Source organism: Streptomyces sp. NPDC048352, assembly GCF_040651895.1.
GTDB lineage: Bacteria > Actinomycetota > Actinomycetes > Streptomycetales > Streptomycetaceae > Streptomyces.
Genome location: NZ_JBEZKZ010000103.1, coordinates 1 through 19742, shown reverse-complemented (window position 1 = coordinate 19742; position 19742 = coordinate 1). Strand labels below are relative to the sequence as shown.

Here is a 19742-nt window from a genome sequence, read left to right as displayed (position 1 = left end):
CGCGAGCTGGCCACCGCCCTCGCCCGGGCCGTCACCGCCGCCTGCCTCGCCACCGCCGGGGCCGCCGCCGACTGCACCGCCGCCGAACGGGACCGGCTCGTCGAGCTCCTCACCACCCGCCTCGGCGGCGGCGCCCGCGTCCCCGGCGCCCGGGCCGCCGCCGTGCTCGGCCGGCTCGCGATGCGGGTCACCACCCAGCCCCTGCTCAACGCCTGGCGGGGCCCCCTCACCACCGGCACCACCCCCGCGCTCGGCGACATCCTGCGCTACCAGGCCAGGGGCGCCGGCCTGCGCGCGTTCCTGCACGAGCGGATCACCGCCCGGCCGGGCCCGGCCGTGCTCATCGGCCACAGCCTCGGCGGCATAGCCCTGGTGGACCTGCTCGCGCTGGCCGCCGCCGCCGGCGGCCCCGTACCCGGCGTCGAACTGCTCGTCACCGTCGGCTCGCAGGCCCCGTACCTGTACGAGCTGGGCGCGCTCACCGCCCTGGGCCCCGGCAGCGCGCTCCCGTACGGGTTCCCGCGCTGGCTCAACGTGTACGACCGCCAGGACGTGCTCTCCTACCTCGCCGGGCCCGTCTTCCCCGGCGACCCCCGCGTCACCGACCACGAGATCAGCAGCCGCCAGCCCTTCCCGGCGAGCCACAGCGCCTACTGGAAGCAGCAGTCCCTCTACGAGCGCATCGAACGGGCGGTGGCCGAGGCGGGGATCGGGTGACGGCCCTCGGCACGCCGCCCCCGCCCCCGCACGCGAACGCGCACCTGAACGTGAACGTGCAGGTGAACGCGGTCCCGCACCCGGACCCGGCACCCGGGCGCACCTTCGCGCTCGTCGCGGGGGTGGAACGGTACGAGATCAGCCACCACTGGAACCTGCGCGGCCCCGCCCGCGACGCCCTGCGCTTCGCCCGGTGGCTCACCGGGCCGGGGGAGGTGCCCGCCGCCAACGTACGGCTGCTGCTCTCCCCGCTCGACGACCCCGACACCCTCGACTGGTCCGCCTCCCCGGGCCTGGCCGCACTGAGGAGCACGTACCGGCCCGCGACCGAGGAGAACGCCAGGACCGTGCTGCTCGACGAACTCCCCGCGTGCGACGGGGACCTGCTGTGGATCTTCTGGGCCGGCCACGGCCACCTCGGACGCGGCGGGGAGCTGATGCTGCCCTGCGCCGACGCCCGCCCCGGCCACATCCGCCACCTCAACCTGGACTCCGCGCTGCGCTGGTGGCGCACCGACCTGGTCGGGCACCGGCGGTTCCCGCTCCAGGCCGCGCTGGTGGACGCCTGCCGGGTCGACGCGCCCCGCGACAGCCGCTGGAACTTCGGCAGCGCCGACTACGGCGGCGGCACCACCGTCCCCGGGCGGCGCCAGTTCCGCCTGTACGCCTCCCGCGAGGGCGAGGCCGCACAGAACGACGCCGAACGCGGCGCGGGCCGGTTCACCGAGGCCCTGCTCGGCGAACTCGGGGAGCGGTCCGTGTGGGAGGGCGCCGCCGTCCTGCCGCACGCCGCCCGGCGCATCCACCGCGCCTTCCAGGACCTGCGCGAGAGGGGCGAGGGCTGGCAGCTGCCGCAGTTCCTCGTCGACCGGGACTGGGACGCGAACTCCTTCCTGGACGACGTCCTGCCCGGGTCCGCCCTGCCCCGCGCCCCCCGCCTCGACCAGGCGGGCTGGGACGGGCTGGGCGAGCTGTTCGAGGACCGGGACCTGCCGCGCTGCGCGTACGAGGCCTACGCCTGGGCCTTCAAGGCGGCCGGCTGCACCACCCCCGCCCACGGCGGGCTGCCCGCCGACACCCTCCTCGACGTGGTGGCCGACCTCGACGAACGGCACGGCGGCCGCACCGGCATGCCGCTGGCGGTGCCCTTCGTGCACTTCCTCGCCGACCGCAGCGCCCGGCCCGGCGGCGGCCCCGGCGGCGGCCCGGAGGACCCCGACTGGGCGGCCGCGCTGGCCCGTTGGGTGCGCGCCACCCTGGAGCGCCTCGCCCTGCCCGCCCTGCGTCCGCCGCCCGCCCCCGCGCGCCGGGCGACCCTGCACGTACGCCTGGAGTCCCCGCCCGGCGGCGGGGACGGCCTGCTGGCCCGGATGTGGGTGCGGGGTGAACGGACGCACCACGTGTGGGAGTCGGAGGGCAGCCCCGTCCCGCTGGCCGCGGTACGGGCCGCCCTCGTACGCCGCCTCGCGCAGGGCGGTGCCGGCGCCGGGCAGCCGTACGGGAGCATCGGGCGGATCGAGTTCGACGTGCCGTACGAACTGCTGGAGACCGACTTCGAACAGTGGCCCGTTCCGCGCGGGCCGGGCGGCCGCACCCGCCCGCTCGGCACGGTCCACGAGGTGGTGGTGCGCTGCCCGCAGGAGCGCGAGGACACCCGCGCCGAGTGGCGGGCCAAATGGCGCTGGCTGCACGTCCAGGACGGCCGCCACCCGGACGCCGTACGGCTGCTGGAGGACCCGGACGTCACCGACGCCCTCGGGATGGCGCTCGGCGCGCGGCCGGCGCCCGCCTGCGTCCTCGGGCACGTCTCCGGGAGCCGGACGCCCGCCCTGCTGGAGGCCCTGCTCGAAGGCGGCGTGCCCGTCGCGGTGTGGCGGCGCGGCGGTGGCGCGCCGCCCGGCGGGCTGCCCGCGCTGCTCGCCCCGGAGGCCGGGCCGGGGGCGCCCGCGGTGTTCGGGCTGCCCGCCCGGGTACGCGACGTGCGCCGGGCGGCCGCCGGACAGGACCCGGGAGGGGAAGACCGGTTGGTGTTGTTGTGGGACGATCCCGACGACACCGTCGACCTCCGCTCCCTGGCGTGACACCGCCCGCCGACGACCCGTCCACGACCCGTCCGCACCCCGCCCCCCACCCGGTCCGCCACGGCGGCCCCGATCCCGAACGCACCACCCGTGAAGAGACGATGGAGGCACAGGCAGTGGCGAAGGACTGGTGGCTGTACCAGGGCGCGGGCCCCGCGGAGGAGCGCCGCGCCCGGCTGGAGGCCGGAACGCCGCCGCCCTGGCGGGACTTCACCGGCGTCCCCGACCGGTCCTACGGGCCGCCCGGGTGCACGGGAGAAGCCTGGGAGCGCACCCGGCGGCGCGGCGTGGACTACGTCCCGGACGAGGCGGAGAAGGACGTGGTCAACACCGCCCTGCTCCTGCGCCGGCCGCTGCTGATCACCGGCAAGCCGGGCGTCGGCAAGTCCACCCTCGCCTACAGCATCGCCGCGGACCTGGCCCTGGGCCCCGTACTGCACTGGCCGATCACCAGCCGCACCGTGCTGCGCGACGGCCTCTACCTCTACGACGCCATCGGCCGCCTCCAGGAGGCCGGCCTGGAGCAGGTCCGGCTGCCGGGCCTGCGCCCGCCCGCCGCCCGCGTCCCCGTCGTTCCCGCCCCCGGCGCCGCCGTCCCCGGAGGCCCGCTGCCGGGCACCCCCGTCCCCGGTACCCGTCCCCCCGGGGAACCGGACGGGGCGTACCCCCCGCCCGCCGCCGTCCCCTCCATCGCCCGCTACCTGCGGCTGGGCCCCCTCGGTACGGCGCTCCTCCCACAGGGCCGGCCCCGCGTCCTGCTCATCGACGAGATCGACAAGAGCGACATCGACCTCCCCGGCGACCTCCTGACCGTCTTCGAGGACGGCGGCTTCGTCATCCCCGAACTGGCCCGGCTCGCCAAGGAGGAACCGACCGTCGCCATCGGCACGGACGACGACCCCGACGCCGGCGTGGCCGTCACGCAGGGCCGCGTCCAGTGCAGCTACTTCCCCGTCGTCATCCTCACCAGCAACGGCGAACGCGACTTCCCTCCCGCCTTCCTGCGCCGCTGCGTCCGCCTGCACCTGGACGCCCCCGGGCCCGGCAAACTCGCCCGCATCGTGCGCGGGCGGCTCGGCGTCGACATCACCGGCGAGGACGCCGCCGAGTACCAGGACCTCGTCCGCAGCTTCCTCGAACGGGCCGAGGACGGCGACCTGGCCACCGACCAGCTCCTCAACGCCATCCAGCTGCGGCTGGCCGGAGCCTGGTCGGCGCCCGCCGACCGGGACCGCTTCCTCGCCACCGTGATGCAGCACCTCACCGGGCCGACCGCGTGATCGAGAGGCTGCTCGCCGCCTTCGCCGAAGGCGGTGAGGACGGCGCCGCACCCCGCACCGCCGTCGGCCCCGAGGAGATCGCCGACATCCTGTGGCTGGCCGCACGCGTGGACCCGGCCGCCGCCGCACCCCGCACCGCCGTCGGCCCCGAGGAGATCGCCGACATCCTGTGGCTGGCCGCACGCGTGGACCCGGCCGCCGCCGCGTCCCGTCACCCCGGCGCGCAGCAGGCCGCCCCGCCGGAGCCGGACGGGGCCGCGCCCGCGCCCCCGCCGCGCGGCCCCGAGGCCGCCTCCGGCCGGACCGGCCCGCCGGACGCGGGGGCCGTCCGGCTCTACCCCGCCGTCCACGCCCCGCCGGAGCCGCCCGCCGCACCGGGCGCCGACGCGGGCGCGCGGCGCGGCGTACCGCTGCGGTTGCCGCGCACCGCCTCCCTCGAGGACCCGCTGGCCCTGATGCGCTCGCTGCGGCCCGTCGGACGCCGCTCCATCGGCGGCCCGGGTGAGGAACTGGACGAGCAGCTGACCGTGGAACGCAGCATCGAGGCGATGGTGCCCACGCCGGTCCTGCGCCCCGCCGAAAGCCGCTGGCTCGACCTCGCCCTCGTCGTCGACGGCCACCCCTCGATGCTGCTCTGGTCCGACCTCGTGGCCGAACTGCGCGGGGTGTTCACCCGCAGCGGGGTCTTCCGCGACGTCCGGACCTGGCAGCTGACCGGCACCGGTCCGGGCGGCACCCCGATGCTCACCCGGGGCCGCGGCGCCCCGCCCCGCAACCCGCTGGAACTGGCCGACCCCGCCGGCCGGCGGCTGATCCTCCTCGTCTCCGACACCGTCGCCGGAGGCTGGCAGGAGGCCCCGCTGCTGCGCGTGCTGCGGCACTGGAGCACCCACAACGCCGTGGCCGTGCTGAACGTGCTGCCCGAACGGCTGTGGACCCGCGGCGCGGTACGGCCCGTGCCCTTCGCCGTCCGCTGCGACCGGCCGGCCGCCGCCACCCGCTCCTGGCAGCGGGTCCCGGCCGCCCGGCGGGCGCGCGGCGGCGGACCGGTGGTCCCGGTGGTCGGCCTCGCCTCCGGCAGCCTGGCCCGGCTCGTGCGGACGGTGTCCGGGGACGGGCGGTGGCACCGCCTCGCCTGCCTGCGCCTGGACGCGGCCGCCGCGCCCGCGGCCGCTCCGCCGCGCCGCGCCGGTACCGCCCTGGAGGCGGTGGAGCGGTTCCGGGCGAGCGCCTCGCCGACCGCCCAGCAGCTCGCCGCCCATCTGGCGGCCGTACCGCTGACCCTGCCCGTGATGACCCTCGTACGGCGCTCCCTGCTGCGCGACTCCGAGCACGGGCACCTGGCGGAGGTGGCCCTCGGGGGGCTCTTCGCCCCCTGGGACTCCGAAGCGCCGGCGCGGGAGGCGCAGTTCGAGTTCCTGCCGGGCGTACGGGAGGTGCTGCTCGGCTCCCAGCTGCGCGGGGACGTGGCCGCCGTGCGGGAACTCGTGCGCCGCCGGGTCTGGGAGTTCATGTACCGCAACCGGGGCACGGGTCCCGACTTCTCGGCGACCCGGGTCACGACCGGCACCGGGGGACGCCGCCGGGTGCCCGAGGGCGCGCTGCCGTTCGCGGAACGGCCGGAGGCCGACCGGGCGGCGGGGGAGGGGGTGAGCGAGGGGGTGGTACGCGTCCGCTTCGAGCCGCTGACCGAGCCGAGGGAGGTCGGCGCCCTGCTGGCGCCCCGCCTGGTGCTCACCGCCGCGGACGTGGCGCAGCCGCGGGACGCCGTCGCCTGGGTCATCGCGCCCGACGGCAGGGAGAGTGCCTGCCGGCCCGTCTGGTGGGACGACGCGAGCCCGCGCGTGCTGCTGCTGGAGAGCGCGGAGGACCTGGCGGACCCCGGGCTCTTCAGGGCGCCGGCCTGGGAGGCGTCGCCCGCGCCGGAGGATCCGTTCGTCGTGGTCCACGGGTTCGCGGACGGCCAGGACTGGCTCACGGCGGCGGGCGACACACGGGTGCCCGCCCATGCCCGCAACGGAGAAATCGTCGCGATCTCACCGGAGGTGGAGGACTGGAGCCACTTCAGGGGCGCCCCGGTGTTCTCGGTGCCCGGCGGGCTGCGCGGTGTCGTGCACACGGTCCGGCCCGACCGGATGGTGTTCCTCACGGCCGGGGCCCTGCTCGCCCAGGAGGGCTTCCTGGCCGCGCTGGGCGAGCAGGCGCCCGGCAAGGGGGTGACCCTGGCCGTCCGGGCGGACGCGAGCGTGCACGGGCCCGGACGCTCCGCGCGCCGGGAGCTGACCGACCTCCTGGTACGGGCGATGGACGATGCCGGAGTCGCCGGGCGGGTGGAAAGCGCGTCGATGGGCGTACGCACCTCCCTGTCCGGCCCGGACGCCTTCGCCCGGGCCGGGCTGCTGCTCCTCGCGCTGCACCGGGCCGTGGGGCGGGTCCGCGTCCCGGGGCCACCGCTCGCCGTGGCCCTGGCGGTCGACGGTCCCGGGGACGACACCGGGACCATGGACCGGCTCCTCGACAACGACGTGGTCAACGGGTGGCTGAGGACCAGTGGCCCCGACGACACCCTGCGCTTCGTCCTCACCCTCTCCCGGTCGCTGTACGACGAACTCCGCGAGCACCTCGGCCCGCTGGCCCTGCGCCCCCTCCAGCCGCTGGGGGGTGGGGTGGGGGGATGGTTCCTCGTCGGGGATCCCGGCCGGGTGGCGGAGCTGCTGGCGGACGTGGAGACGTACCGCCTGGAGGAGTCCGTGTGGCCCCGCTGCGGTTTCGGCGCCTCGGACGAGGTCCCCGCCGGCTGCATCGGTGTCAAAGTGACGGGCCGCCACACCTGCCTGGCCCATCTGCCGAGCACCGAGCGGGACGCCTACCTGGCGACCCTGCGGCCCGGCTCCCCGGTCGACTTCCGGGGGACCACCTTCGAGGGGGGGCTGCTGGGGCGGGTGCTGGACGCGGTGCGGGAGCCGGGGAGCGGGCGGGTCCGGCTGGGCACGGCGGTCTTCACCCGGGCGTGCTTCAAGGACGACTGGGCGGCGGTGGCGGCCGTCTTCACCGGCGAAGCCGACTTCACCCGTGCCGTGTTCGAGGGTCTGACGGGATTCGCCGGGGCCGCCTTCGACGCGGACGCGTCCTTCGACCGCGCCGTGTTCAAGGAGGTGGCGGGGTTCGACGGCACCTCCTTCCGGGGTTCGGCCGCCTTCGGACGGTGCGTCTTCGAACGGGCGGCCGTCTTCGAGGGGGCCTCCTTCGCGCGCGCGGCCGCCTTCGACCGCGCCGTGTTCGCCGGAGCGGCACAGTACGCGCAGGTCACCTGTGCCGAGGACGTCACCTTCGGGCGCGCCGTCATCGAGGAGGAGGCGGTGCTCGACGGGATGGCGGTGCGGGGGCGTGCGGACTTCGACCGGGTCGTCTTCAAGGGGCGCACGTCGCTCGGTGAAGCCGTCTTCCGGGGACCGGTGTCCTTCGCGCGCGTGGTGTGCGAGGGCCCGCTCTCCGCGGCCGGCACCCGCTTCGCGCGGGCGTCGGACTTCCAGTCCCTGGTCTGCGAGGGGGAGGCGGTCTTCCGGGGCGCCCGCTTCGACGGCCCGGCCGCTTTCGCCCGCGCCGTCTTCCACGGCCTGGCGGCGTTCGACACGTCCTGGTTCGAGGAGCGGGCCGGCTTCGAGGGTGCCCTCTTCCGAGGTCCGGTCCTGATCAAGGGGAGTGTGTTCACGGAACCGGTCACCTTCGGCGGCGCCGCGTTCGAGGGCATGTTCCGCTGGGTCGACGCGAAGGTGGAGACCGCGCCGGCCGGTTTCGGCGACGCCGTGTTCCGGGGCGCGGTGCGCTTCCAGCGGGCCGAGTTCGCGGGGGACGTCCTCTTCGACGGCTCCGCCTTCGACAGCGCCGTGACGTTCGAGGACTGCGACTTCCGGGCCGCCCTCTCCCTGGCCGGCGCCACCTTCCACCGGACGGTCTCGCTGACCGGGGCCACCCTCGCCCGGCCGCTCGACCTCCCCGGCGGCTGGACCGCGACCGAGTCGGACGGGGTGTGGGAGATCACCTCTCCCGACCCCGCGGGACCCGGCGATCACTGAGGCATCCTGACCGGACCACCCGCACAACACACGCCTCAGGAGCCCCGGTTGACAACCCCCGCCCGCCACATCCCCTTCGAGCGCCTGCACAACTTCCGCGACATGGGCGGCTACCGCTCCGCTGACGGCCGCACCGTCGCCTGGGAGAGCCTCTACCGGGCCGACTCGCTCGGCAAGCTGGACGGCGCCGACTGGGACCGGTTCCTCGGGCTCGGCATCCGGACCGTCATCGACCTGCGCTACCCCTGGGAGATCGACGCCAAGGGCCGGATACCGGAGCCCGAGCGCTTCACGTACGCCAACCTCAGCATCGAGCACCGCCCTTACGACCAGGCCGAGATCGACCCGGGCCTCGACCCCTGGCGCTACCTCGCCGACCGTTTCGCCGAGGTCGCGGAGGACGGGGTGGACGAGATCCGCCGGGCCGTCGAACTCATCGCCGACGGCCCCGGACCCGCCGTCTTCCACTGCACCTCCGGCAAGGACCGCACCGGCCTGATCGCCGCCCTGGTGCTGACCCTCCTCGACGTGCCCGAGGAGGAGATCCTCGCCGACTTCGCCCTCACCGAGCTGGCCACCGAGCGCCTCACCGCCGACTGGCACGCCGCGAACCCGGGACGCACGATGCGCTGGCCCTCGTACGGCCGCGCCCCGGCCACCGTGATGGAGCTCGTCCTCGCCGATCTCGCCGGCCGGTACGGGTCCGTGTCCGCGTACCTCACCGACGCGGTCGGCATCACCCCGGACACCACGGCCCGGCTGCGCGAGCGGCTCCTCGTCTGAAAAACCGGGTGCCCCGGCCGGCGCGCGCCGCCTACAGTCGCGGTGCGCGCCGCCGCCAGGGCGGCGACCGCCGATGCCGAGCGAAGAGAAGGGGGACCGGGCCATGCGTACGAACCGCACCGCCGCCGTCGTTCCCCCCTGCCGGTACGACGTGATCCCGGTGTCCCGCAGCGCGCGGTAACAGCCGCGCGGCTGTCACCGTACGCCCGTGACGCACCCTTCTGGAACACCGCCCCACGGCTGTGCCGCGGGGCGGACCGGCGTCCCGGGAATCGCGCTGCCCTCTTCCCACCCCAGGCATCCGAAAGGCCCCGGGTCATGCGCACCGACCGTCACACCAGCAGCACCAACACCGGCACCGGCACCGCCACCGCCGTCCGCAACCTCGGCATCCTCGCCCACGTCGACGCCGGCAAGACCACCCTCACGGAGCGGATCCTCTTCGCCACCGGCACCATCCACAAGCGCGGCGAGGTCCACGACGGGACCACCGTCACCGACTACGACCCCCAGGAACGCGACCGCGGCATCACCATCTTCGCCGCGGCCGTGAGCTGCGCCTGGGACGGGCACCGCGTCAACCTGATCGACACGCCGGGGCACGTGGACTTCTCCGACGAGGTCGAGCGCTCCCTGCGGGTGCTCGACGGCGCGGTCGCGGTGTTCGACGCCGTCGCGGGCGTCGAGCCGCAGAGCGAGTCCGTGTGGCGGCAGGCGGACCGGCACGGCGTCCCGAGGATCGCGTTCGTCAACAAGCTGGACCGGGCGGGCGCCGACCTCGACACGGCCGTCGCCTCGATCCGCGAGCGGCTCGGCGCCGTCCCGCTGGTCGTCCAGTTGCCCGTCGGGCGGGAGGACGGCTTCACCGGAGTCGTCGACCTGCTGCGGATGCGCGCGCTGCTCTGGCGCGCCGGCGACGGCTCGTACGAGACGGTTCCGGTTCCCGGGCCGCTGCTGGAGGAGGCACGGCGCAGGCGCCGGCTCCTGGAGGAGACGGTGGCCGAACTGCACGCGGACGCCCTGGAGGAGTTCTGCGCCGGCTCCGCCCTGAGCGGGCCGACGCTGGTGCGCGCCCTGCGTGAGCTGACCCTCGCCGGGGACGGCGTGGTGGTGCTCTGCGGCTCCGCGTACCGCAACCGGGGTATCGAGCCGCTGCTGGACGCCGTCGTGGCGTACCTGCCCGCACCGGCCGACATGCCGCCGGTGGGCGGGCGGGCCGCCGACCCGGCGGAGCCCCTCGCCGCGCTCGCCTTCAAGGTGACGGCGACGGCGACCGGGCGGCTCACGTACGTGCGGGTCTACGCGGGCACCCTGCGCAAGGGGGACTCCGTACTGGACCCCGCCACGGGCAGGACGGAGCGCGTCGGGCGGATCCTGCGGGTGCAGGCCGACCGGCACGAGGAACGGGAGGAGGCGGTGGCCGGTGACATCGTCGCCGTCGTCGGGCTGAAGTCGGCCCGTGCCGGGACCAGCCTGTGTGCGCCGGGGGCGCCCCTGCTCCTCGAACCGCCGACGGTCGCCGAACCGGTGGTGTCGGTCGCGGTCGAGGCGGGCCGCGGTACGGACACCGGCCGGCTCGCGTCCGCGCTGGCCCGGCTCGCCGAGGAGGACCCGTCCCTGGTGGTGCGGTCCGACGCGGAGACCGGGCAGACCGTGCTGTCGGGTCTGGGCGAGCTCCACCTGGAGGTCGCGGTGGAGAAGATCCGGCGCGTGCACGGGGTGGAGGTCGCGGTCGGCCGGCCGCAGGTCTCCTACCGGGAGACCGTCGTGCGCGGCGTGGCCGGCTTCGTGTACCGGCACGTCAAACAGGACGGCGGCGCCGGCCAGTTCGCGCACGTCGTCCTGGACGTCGAGCCGCTGGAGGAGCCCGGGTTCGAGTTCCGCTCGGCGGTCGTGGGCGGCCGGGTCCCGCAGGAGTACGCGCGGGCCGTGGAGGCCGGCTGCCGTGACGCCCTGGCCGGGGGGCCGCTCGGCGGGCACCCGGTGACGGGCCTGCGGGTGGTCCTCACCGACGGGGCGACGCACTCCAAGGACTCCTCGGAGATGGCGTTCCGTGCGGCGGGCCGGTTCGCCCTGCGCGAGGCCCTGCGCGCCTGTGCGCTGGAGCTGCTGGAGCCGGTCGCGGAGGTGACGGTGACCGTCCCGGACGACGGCGTCGGAGCGGTCCTCGGCGACCTCGCCGCCCGCCGCGGCCGGGTGACGGGCTCGGCCGGGCAGGGCGGGACCTCGGTGGTCACGGCGACGGTGCCGCTGGCCGAGCTGTTCGGGTACGCGTCCCGGCTGCGCGGCCGCACCCAGGGCCGGGGCAGCTTCACCAGCCGTCCCTCGGGTCTGGCCCCCGTCCCCGCGGCGGTGGCCGCCACGCTCACGGCCCGTTAGGGCACCGTTGCGAGGCCCCGTCCCGGCTCCGGCCGGGGCGGGGCCTCCGCTTGCCCGCCCGCGCCGTTCTCACGCCGCACTTACATACCCCCCATGGGTATGCTACGTTGCTACGCGAAGGTACCCCCCAGGGGTATGTGACAGAGGAGGGTCAGGGCAATGTCAACCGTCAATCCCCGGCGCTGGTGGGCACTTGGCGTGCTTGCCACCGCTCAGTTCATGGTGATCATGGACACGTCGATCATCGGCGTCGCGCTCCCCGAGATGCAGAAGGACCTCGGCTTCTCGCAGGGCGAGCTGCAGTGGGTCTTCAACGCCTACGTCATCGTCTTCGGCGGGTTACTGCTGCTCGGCGGCCGCCTCTCCGACCTCTTCGGCGCGCGCAAGATCTTCGCCACCGGCTGGGCCACGATGATCGTCGGATCGGTGCTCGCCGCCGCCGCGCAGACCGCGACGGTCGAGATCGTCGGACGGGCCGTGCAGGGGGTCGGCGGGGCGCTCATCGCGCCGTCGGCCATGACCCTGCTGATGATGCTCTTCGGGCACGACCCGAAGGAACTCGGCAAGGCCATGGCCCTCTACGGCGCCGCCGCACCCGCCGGCGGCACCGCCGGTGTGTTCCTCGGCGGCGTGTTCACCGAATGGGTGAGCTGGCCGTGGGTCTTCATCATCTACGTCCCGATCGGCCTGGCGACCCTCGCCGCGACCAAGCTGCTGCCCGCCGTCCAGTCCCGGCGCGGTTCCGTGGACGTCCTCGGCGCCGTCGCCGTCACCGCCGGGCTCGCGCTCGCCGTCTTCGCCGTCGTCCGGGCCCCCGAGGTCGGCTGGGGCGCCACCGCCACCGTGCTGGAACTGATCGGCGCCGCCGTCCTGCTCGCCCTCTTCTTCGTCGTCCAGCGCACCGTCCGCGAGCCGCTCATGCCGCTCAGCGTGTGGCGGATCCCGCGCCTGGGCTCGGCCAACCTCGCGATGACGCTGCTGGGCGCCGCCTGGATCCCGATGTGGTACTTCCTCAACCTGTACCTCCAGCAGGTGCTGGACTACGGCGCCTTCGCCTCCGGTGCGGCGCTGCTGCCCATGACGATCCTGCTGATGATCTTCATGACGGCCATCACCGCCCGCCTGATGGGCCGCTTCGGGGCCAAGCCGCTGATCGTGGGCGGCCTGCTCGCCCTCGCCGCCGGCCTGGTCTGGCTCTCGGCCGTCGAGCCGACGGGCACCTTCCTGGTCGACGTCCTGCCCGCCTCCCTCGTCGCCGCGCTCGGCATGGCGCTCGCCTACATCCCGGCCATGATCGCCGCGATGGCCGGCGCCCCGCAGGAGCAGGCCGGCCTGGCCTCCGGCATCGTCAACACCACCTACAACGTGGGCTCCGCCCTCGGCCTCGCCGCGCTGACCGCGCTCGCCACCACCCAGGGCGCCGGTGAGCTGGGCAACCTGCCCGCCCTCACCGACGGGTTCAGCGCCGCCTTCCTCGGCGCAGCCGTCATCGCCGCCGCCGGTGCGGTGATCACCCTGCTGGCCATGAAGGGCGACAAGTCCGCCGCCCAGGCCGCCGCTCCCGCCGCCGACCCCGCGTCGCGCAGCGAGACGGCGGGGGTGTGACGCAGGGGCCGCCCGCGCTCACCCAAGGGGTCGCCCGATGTCCTCCCCGGACGTCGGGCGACCCCTTTTCCCGTACCCGAACGAAAGGGAAAACCCCGATGAAGGACATCCGCACCCGGGCCGTGCACGTGGCCCACGAGCTCGAAGTCCCCGCGAGCCGGCCGCTGTCCGTACCGCTCGTCCAGTCCTCGGCCTTCTCCTTCGACTCGGCCGACGAACTGGCGCGGGCCATGGCCGGACCTGACGGCGCGTACGTCTACAGCCGCCGCGGCAACCCGACCGTGCGCGCCCTGGAGCGCACCCTCGCCGGTCTGGAGGGCGGCGCCTCGGCCATCGCCTTCGCCTCCGGGATGGGCGCCATCAGCGGAGTCCTGCTCGCCCTGCTGCGCCCCGGCGACCAGGTGATCGCCCAGCGCTGCCTGTACGGGGGGACGTACGCGGCGCTGAGCGACCTGAAGGAGCGCTACGGGGTGGAGGTCGACCACATCGGCGGTGACGACGTGCAGGAGTTCGAGGCGCTCGCCGGGCCGCGCACCCGGCTGCTCGTCCTGGAGACCATCGCCAACCCCACCGGCCAGGTCCCCGACCTGCCCGGCCTGCTGGCGGCGGCCCGGAGCCTCGGGGTGCTCAGCGCCGTGGACAACTCCCTGGCCTCGCCCGTGCTGTGCCGCCCCGTCGAGCACGGCGCCGACATCGTGCTCCACTCCACCACCAAGTACCTCGCCGGGCACTCCGACGTGCTGGGCGGCGCGGCCGTCTTCGCGGACGACGCCCTGCGCCGGGAGGTCTGGTCGCGCACGGTCGAACTCGGCGCCACCGCCGACCCGTTCGCCGTCTGGCTGACCCTGCGCGGGATCGCCACGCTGCCGCTTCGGATGCGCGAGCACTGCGCCAACGCGGCCCTGCTCGCCGAGCGGCTGGCGGCCCATCCCGCCGTGGCGGCCGTCCACTGGCCGTGGCTGGGAACGCACCCTTCGTACGCGATGGCCCGCAAGGTGCTCTCCGGTGGCGGCGGGCTGCTCTCCTTCGAGCTGCACGGCGGCCGGGAGGCGGGCCGCGCCTTCGTGGAGGGCGTGCGGCTGGCGCGGCTCGCGCTGTCCCTGGGCGGGGTGGAGACGCTGGTCACGCACCCGGCCAGCACCTCCCACCGCGAGCTGGACGAAGGGGCGTTGGCGCGCGCCGGGATAGGCCCGGGCCTGGTGCGGATGTCGGTGGGCATCGAAGACCCCGAGGACCTGTGGGAGGACGTGGAACAGGCATTGCGGTCTTCTTTTGGGTTGACAAAATAATCGGCTGATTCGTAGATTGGTTCACGCCAGAGAAACACTCCTCTATGTCAAGGGGGGCGCGTGATGCGCTACTTCGAGGACTTCCGGACCGGTGACGTCCACGAGCTGGGCACCGTCACCGTCACGGCGGAGGAGGTGCTGGAGTTCGGCAGGCGCTTCGACCCCCAGCCCTTCCACACCGACCCCGAGCTCGCCGCGCAGACCCCCTTCGGCGGCCTGATCGCCAGCGGCTGGCACAGCGCCTCGATGTTCATGCGCCGCTACGTCGACGGGCTGCTCGCCTACAGCGCCTGTACCGGATCCCCCGGCGTCGACGAGATCCGCTACCTGCGGCCCGTCCGCCCCGGGGACGTGCTCACGGCGCGCGTCGAGATCCTGGGCTCGCGCCCCTCGCCGTTCAACCCGCGCACCGGCGTCGTCCAGCCCAGGTGCACGCTGTCCGACGCCGCCGGGAACGTCGTCTTCAGCATGGTCCTGCACAGCATCTTCGAGCGGCGGCCGGCCGAGTGCGACGCACCGCACCCGGCCGCCGCGCAGGACCCGGTCGTCCGCGTGAGCTCCCCGGCCTGACCCCCCGCCCCTGCCCGCCGAACCGAAGGGAGCCTCCCGTGGAGGCCGTATCCCGCACCGCCCAGTGGACCGCCGCCGCGCGGGCCCTGGAAACCGAGCGCGAGGACCGGCTGTTCGCCGATCCGTACGCGCGCACCGTCGCCGACACCATCGGCTTCGACCTGCTCGAACGCTACGCCGGGGCCGGCACCGTGCCGTTCCTCGCCATCCGCACCACGTACCTGGACCGGGCCGTCGTCCGGGCCGTCGAGGACCACGGCATCCGCCAGGTCGTCTTCCTCGCCGCCGGCATGGACACCCGCTTCTACCGGCTCCCGTGGCCCGACGGCGTCACCGTCTGGGAACTCGACCGCCCCGCGCTGCTGGAGGCCAAGGCCGAGATGCTCGCCGGTGAACCGGCCCCGGCCGGACGCACCCGCGTCGCCGTCCCCGTCGACCTCACCCAGGACTGGACCGGCCCGCTGAAGGAAGCCGGCTGGCGCTCCGACGAGCCCGTGCTGTGGGTCGTCGAGGGCCTGCTCTTCTTCCTGCCCGAGCATGCCGTGCGGGGCCTCATCTCCACCCTCGCCGCGCACTCCGCGCCCGGATCGGTCCTGCTCGGCGACGTCATCAGCAAGGCCGCCCTGCAGAACCCGCTGTCCCGGCCCTTCCTCAACTGCCTGGAGGAGGACGGGAACCCCTGGCTGTTCGGCACGGAGACCCCCGAGGACCTGCTCGCCGAATGCGGCTGGGACGTGCGCGAGGTCCGCCAGCCCGGCGAGGAGGGCGCCGACTTCGGCCGCTGGCCCTACCCGGTGCCGGCCCGCAGCGTCCCGCGCGTCCCGCGCTCCTTCCTGTTCACCTGTGACCTCCCCACCACCGAGGTGAAGGCAGCATGACCGCCGTCCACGACTTCCACCAGCGCGTCATCAGCGACGCCGGCGCCGCCGTACGCGGCCTGACCGTCGCCCTCGGCGAGCGGCTCGGCCTGTACCGCGCGCTGGCCGAGGCCGGTCCGCTGACCCCCGCCGCGCTCGCCGCGCGCACCGGGATCGACGCGCGCTACGCCGAGGAGTGGCTGCACGCCCAGCTGAGCGCCGGGTACGTCGAACGCGACGCGGACGCCGGCACGTACACGCTGCCCGCCGACCACGTCCCCGTCCTCGCCGACCCCGACGCGGTCACCTTCGCCGCCGGGTTCTTCACCGCCCTGAAGGCCCTCTACGGCACCGAGGACCTGCTCGTCGACGCGTACCGCACCGGCGACGGCGTCGGCTGGGCGGAACACGACCCCGCCCTCGACACCGGCATGGGCAGCTTCTTCCAGCCCACCTACGAGCACCGCCTCGTCCCCGACTGGCTGCCCGCCCTGACCGGGGTCACCGGCAAGCTGGCCGCCGGCGGCACCGTCGCCGACGTCGGCTGCGGCGTCGGCCACACCACCCTGCTCATCGCGAAGGCCTTCCCGCAGGCGACCGTCCACGGCTTCGACTACTCCGAAGAGGCCGTCGCGCTGGCCCGCCGGCTCGCCGAGGAGGCCGGCCTCTCCGACCGCGTCGTCTTCGAGGTCGCCTCCGCCGACGACTACCCCGGCACCGGCTACGACCTGGTCACCTTCTTCAACGCCCTGCACGACATGGGCGACCCGGTCTCCGCCGCCCGGCACGTCCACAAGTCCCTGGACGCCGACGGCACCTGGATGCTGGTCGAGTCGAACGTCTCACCCGCCGACATCGACACCCAGACCCCGGCCGCCCGCATGTTCATGGCCCTCTCCGCCGTGATGTGCCTGCCCGTGGCCGTCGCCCAGCGCGGCCCCCACGCCCTCGGCAACCACTCCGGCGAGCAGGCCTTCCGCGCCATCGCCGAAGAGGCCGGCTTCACCCGCTGGCGCCGGGCCACCGAGACCCCGGTCAACGCCGTCTACGAAGTCCGGCCGTAGGCCACCCACCACCCCGAGGAGTCACCATGGGCGTCAGCGCCCCCCTCCCGGTCAGCGACCGGTTCCTTGAAGTCCTGGAGCGCCTCAGCTCCCGCTCCATCGAGGAGTACTACAACCCGTACCAGCAGTTCGACTGGCCCGAGAAGCTCGAAGAGGGCCGCATGTGGATGACCCCCGAGCTGCTCACCGTCTACGGCACCCCCTTCTACGAGGAGCTCGGCGAGGAAACGATCCAGCGCCTCTCCAAGTGGGAGAGCATCAACTTCTACAGCCTCAACGTGCACGGCATCCGCGAGCTGCTCATCGAGGTCGTCGGCCGCATCCACATGCCCGGCTTCGAGGTGCCCTCCGACTTCTTCCACCACTTCATCGGTGAGGAGAACGAGCACATGTGGTTCTTCGCCGAGTTCTGCCGCCGCTACGGCGACAAGATCTACGGCTCCACCGCCCTGCGCGCCGACTCCGCCTGGGAGCCGGAGGTGGAGAACTTCCTGGTCTTCGCCCGCATCCTGTTCTTCGAGGAGCTCGTCGACCACTACAACACGCGGATGGCGCGGGACGAGGACCTCTGCCACACCATCCGCGAGGTCAACCGCATCCACCACCAGGACGAGTCCCGGCACATCGCCTTCGGCCGCGAGCTGGTCTCCCTGCTCTTCGACCGGATGCGCGAGGCCGTCCCCGCCGCCCGGGTCGCCGAGGTCGAGGCGTACCTCAAGCGGTACGTGGTCTACAGCCTCAACTCCCTCTACAACCCGCACGTGTACCGCGACGCGGGCATCGCCGACCCGGTGGGCCTGCGCAACGCGCTGGTCGCCGACGAGCGCCGCCGCCCCTTCGAGCGCAAGACCATCCGCAAGCCGCTCGGCTTCTTCCTGAAGACCGGGATCTTCACGGACGACGTCCTGCCCGCCGTCTGAAAGGCCCGACCGCCGTCCGAGAGGTGACTTCCCCATGACCGTCCTCACGACCCCCCAAAGCACCCCAGACACCACGGGCCTGCCGTCGCTCGGCCCCGAGGGCACCGCCCTGCTGCGGCTCCTCGACGACACCTTCGAGAACTGGGGCGTAGGAGCGGGCGCCCGCTCGATGACCATGCCCCCGCTGCTGCCGGCCGCCGACCTGGCCCGGCTCGACTACTACGACAACTTCCCCCACCAGGCCGTCGTCGCCGCGCCGCTGAACCTGGACGTCCGGGAGACCAGCGAGTTCTGTACCGACACCGGCTGCTTCCCCTGTGACGCCCTCGAACCGGCCGCCCTCGGACTGCCGTCCGCGTCCTGTTACGCCGTCTACATCGACCACCAGGGCCGTCCCGCCGCCGACGACGAACTCGTCACCGTGGTCGGCTGGTGCTTCCGCAAGGAAACCCACTACGAGGGTCTGCGCCGCCAGCTCGGCTTCCGCATGCGGGAGATCGTGGCCATCGGCACCCGCGAACACGCCGAGGACCACCTCGCGTCCTTCACCCGGCGCATCGACGCCTTCGCCGAGGCCCTGGACCTGCCGCTGCGAAGGGAAGCCGCCTGCGACCCGTTCTTCGACAAGGGCAGCTCCAAGGCGGTCCTCCAGCGCCTGACCCCGGTCAAGCACGAGTTCCTGTACGAGGACCTCGCGATCGCCTCGGTCAACACCCACCGCAACTTCTTCGGCGACCGCTGCGAGATCCCCCTCGCCTCCGGTGGCGGCCCCGCCTTCACCAGCTGCGTCGCCTTCGGTCTCGAGCGCTGGCTGTCCGCGCTCACCCGGCGCCACGGCAGCTGGGGTGCGGCCACCGCGGCGGTCCTGCGCGCGAACGCGGCCGGGCCGGCGATCTGACGTGCCGGCCCGACCCGTCGCCGCCCCGCCGGCGGGCGGCCTGGGCTGGGCGAACCTCGGCATGGACATCGTGTCCGTCACCCGTGTCCGGCGGCTGCTCGCCCTCTACGGCGAGGACTTCTTCCAGCGCATGCTCACCCCCGGCGAACTCGCCGACTGCCGCACCACCGCCAAGCTCGACGTCCTCGGCCTGTGCGGGCGGATCGCCGCCAAGGAGGCGGCGTTCAAGACCCTGCGCGTCCGCACCGTGTTCCTGCCCTGGCGGGACATCATCGTGCGGCGCTCCGAAGGCGGCTGGCCGCTCGTGGAACTCCACCGGTCCGCCGCCGAGATGGCCGCACGCTCCGGCATCGCCGGGATCACGGTGACCATCAGCCACGACGTGGACTACGCGGTGGCGGTCGCCGCCCCCGTCCTGGACCCGCTCGCCGTCCCCGAGCCGCTCCCGGATCCGGTCCCGGAACCCGTCCCCGCGGCGCCCGCCCTTCCCCCCACCCCACCCGTACACAGCACTTCAAGGAGAAACACCATGTCCGAAGGTCTGCAGCTCGTGAAGAACTGGCTCCTCGCCCGCCACGAGGAGCTGGACGACATCGCCGGTGACCTCGACCTCATCGAGAACCGGCTGATCGACTCGCTGTCCTTCGTCGAGTTCGTCTTCCTCCTGGAGCAGCACAGCGGCCGCTCCATCCAGCTGGAGACGCTGGAGGTGGACGAGATCCGCACCCTCGACGCCATCCGCACCCACTTCTTCACGGCCAAGGTGGGCCAGGCATGAGCAAGCGGCTGTTCACCTCGGAATCGGTGACCGAGGGTCATCCCGACAAGATCGCCGACCGGATCAGCGACACGATCCTCGACGCGCTCCTGCGCGAGGACCCGACCTCCCGGGTCGCGGTCGAGACGCTCATCACCACCGGCCAGGTCCATGTCGCGGGCGAGGTCACCACCAAGGCCTACGCGCCGATCGCCGAACTCGTGAGGGGAGCGATCCTCGACATCGGCTACGACTCGTCCAAGAAGGGCTTCGACGGCGCCTCCTGCGGCGTGTCGGTGTCCATCGGCGCCCAGTCCCCGGACATCGCGCAGGGCGTGGACACCGCCTACGAGCAGCGCGTCGAGGGCGATGAGGACGAGCTCGACCGGCAGGGCGCGGGCGACCAGGGGCTGATGTTCGGCTACGCCTGTGACGAGACGCCCGAGCTGATGCCGCTGCCGATCCA

The 19742-nt window shown here is 74.2% G+C and carries 14 protein-coding genes and 1 pseudogene; all 15 read left to right on the top strand.

Translation table 11 applies throughout. The features are described 5' to 3' along the window. A pseudogene (locus AB0D45_RS32050) lies at nt 1-717 on the top strand (hypothetical protein); the annotation flags it as partial. Beyond that, entirely contained in the window at nt 714-2798 is a 2085-nt protein-coding gene (locus tag AB0D45_RS32045; RefSeq protein WP_362465656.1) for a hypothetical protein, read from the top strand. The pseudogene AB0D45_RS32050 and the gene AB0D45_RS32045, both read left to right, overlap by 4 nt. A 101-nt stretch (nt 2799-2899) precedes the next feature. Next, the gene (locus AB0D45_RS32040) at nt 2900-4078 is read left to right on the top strand and encodes a MoxR family ATPase (protein WP_362465659.1); all 1179 of its coding nucleotides are present in this window, start codon (nt 2900-2902) and stop codon (nt 4076-4078) included. Continuing rightward, nucleotides 4075-8154, top strand: a complete 4080-nt coding sequence (locus AB0D45_RS32035; RefSeq protein WP_362465653.1) for an SAV_2336 N-terminal domain-related protein — start codon at nt 4075-4077, stop codon at nt 8152-8154. The genes AB0D45_RS32040 and AB0D45_RS32035 overlap by 4 nt, the downstream gene beginning before the upstream one ends. Nucleotides 8155-8202: 48 nt before the next feature. After that, a complete protein-coding gene (locus AB0D45_RS32030; protein ID WP_362465650.1) occupies nt 8203-8937 on the top strand; it encodes a tyrosine-protein phosphatase in 735 nt (244 codons plus the stop codon). Nucleotides 8938-9255: 318 nt separating this feature from the next. After that, entirely contained in the window at nt 9256-11316 is a 2061-nt protein-coding gene (fusA, locus tag AB0D45_RS32025) for an elongation factor G (protein ID WP_362465647.1), read from the top strand. Between the two features lie 159 nt (nt 11317-11475). Further along, entirely contained in the window at nt 11476-12921 is a 1446-nt protein-coding gene (locus tag AB0D45_RS32020) for an MFS transporter (RefSeq protein ID WP_362465644.1), read from the top strand. A 98-nt stretch (nt 12922-13019) separates the two neighbouring features. Continuing rightward, nucleotides 13020-14210 carry an aminotransferase class I/II-fold pyridoxal phosphate-dependent enzyme gene (locus AB0D45_RS32015; protein WP_362465641.1) on the top strand — a complete coding sequence of 397 codons (1191 nt, stop codon included), beginning with the start codon at nt 13020-13022 and terminating at the stop codon, nt 14208-14210. Between the two features lie 63 nt (nt 14211-14273). Then, nucleotides 14274-14780, top strand: coding sequence for a MaoC family dehydratase (locus AB0D45_RS32010; RefSeq protein WP_361607656.1), 507 nt, complete (start codon nt 14274-14276; stop codon nt 14778-14780). Between the two features lie 38 nt (nt 14781-14818). Then, nucleotides 14819-15658, top strand: a complete 840-nt coding sequence (locus AB0D45_RS32005) for an SAM-dependent methyltransferase (protein ID WP_362465638.1) — start codon at nt 14819-14821, stop codon at nt 15656-15658. Next, nucleotides 15655-16701 (top strand): class I SAM-dependent methyltransferase, encoded by a 1047-nt coding sequence (locus AB0D45_RS32000; protein WP_362465635.1) that lies wholly within the window; start codon nt 15655-15657, stop codon nt 16699-16701. The genes AB0D45_RS32005 and AB0D45_RS32000 overlap by 4 nt, the downstream gene beginning before the upstream one ends. A 26-nt stretch (nt 16702-16727) precedes the next feature. After that, complete coding sequence (locus AB0D45_RS31995; protein ID WP_361607665.1) at nt 16728-17621, top strand: diiron oxygenase; 894 nt, start codon at nt 16728-16730, stop codon at nt 17619-17621. 34 nt (nt 17622-17655) lie between these two features. After that, nucleotides 17656-18519 (top strand): hypothetical protein, encoded by an 864-nt coding sequence (locus AB0D45_RS31990; protein WP_362465632.1) that lies wholly within the window; start codon nt 17656-17658, stop codon nt 18517-18519. Nucleotide 18520: 1 nt separating this feature from the next. After that, nucleotides 18521-19297, top strand: a complete 777-nt coding sequence (acpS, locus tag AB0D45_RS31985; protein WP_362465629.1) for a holo-ACP synthase — start codon at nt 18521-18523, stop codon at nt 19295-19297. Next, a partial coding sequence (locus AB0D45_RS31980) for an S-adenosylmethionine synthetase N-terminal domain-containing protein (RefSeq protein WP_362465626.1) occupies nt 19294-19742 on the top strand: 449 nt, incomplete at its 3' end. The genes acpS and AB0D45_RS31980, both read left to right, overlap by 4 nt.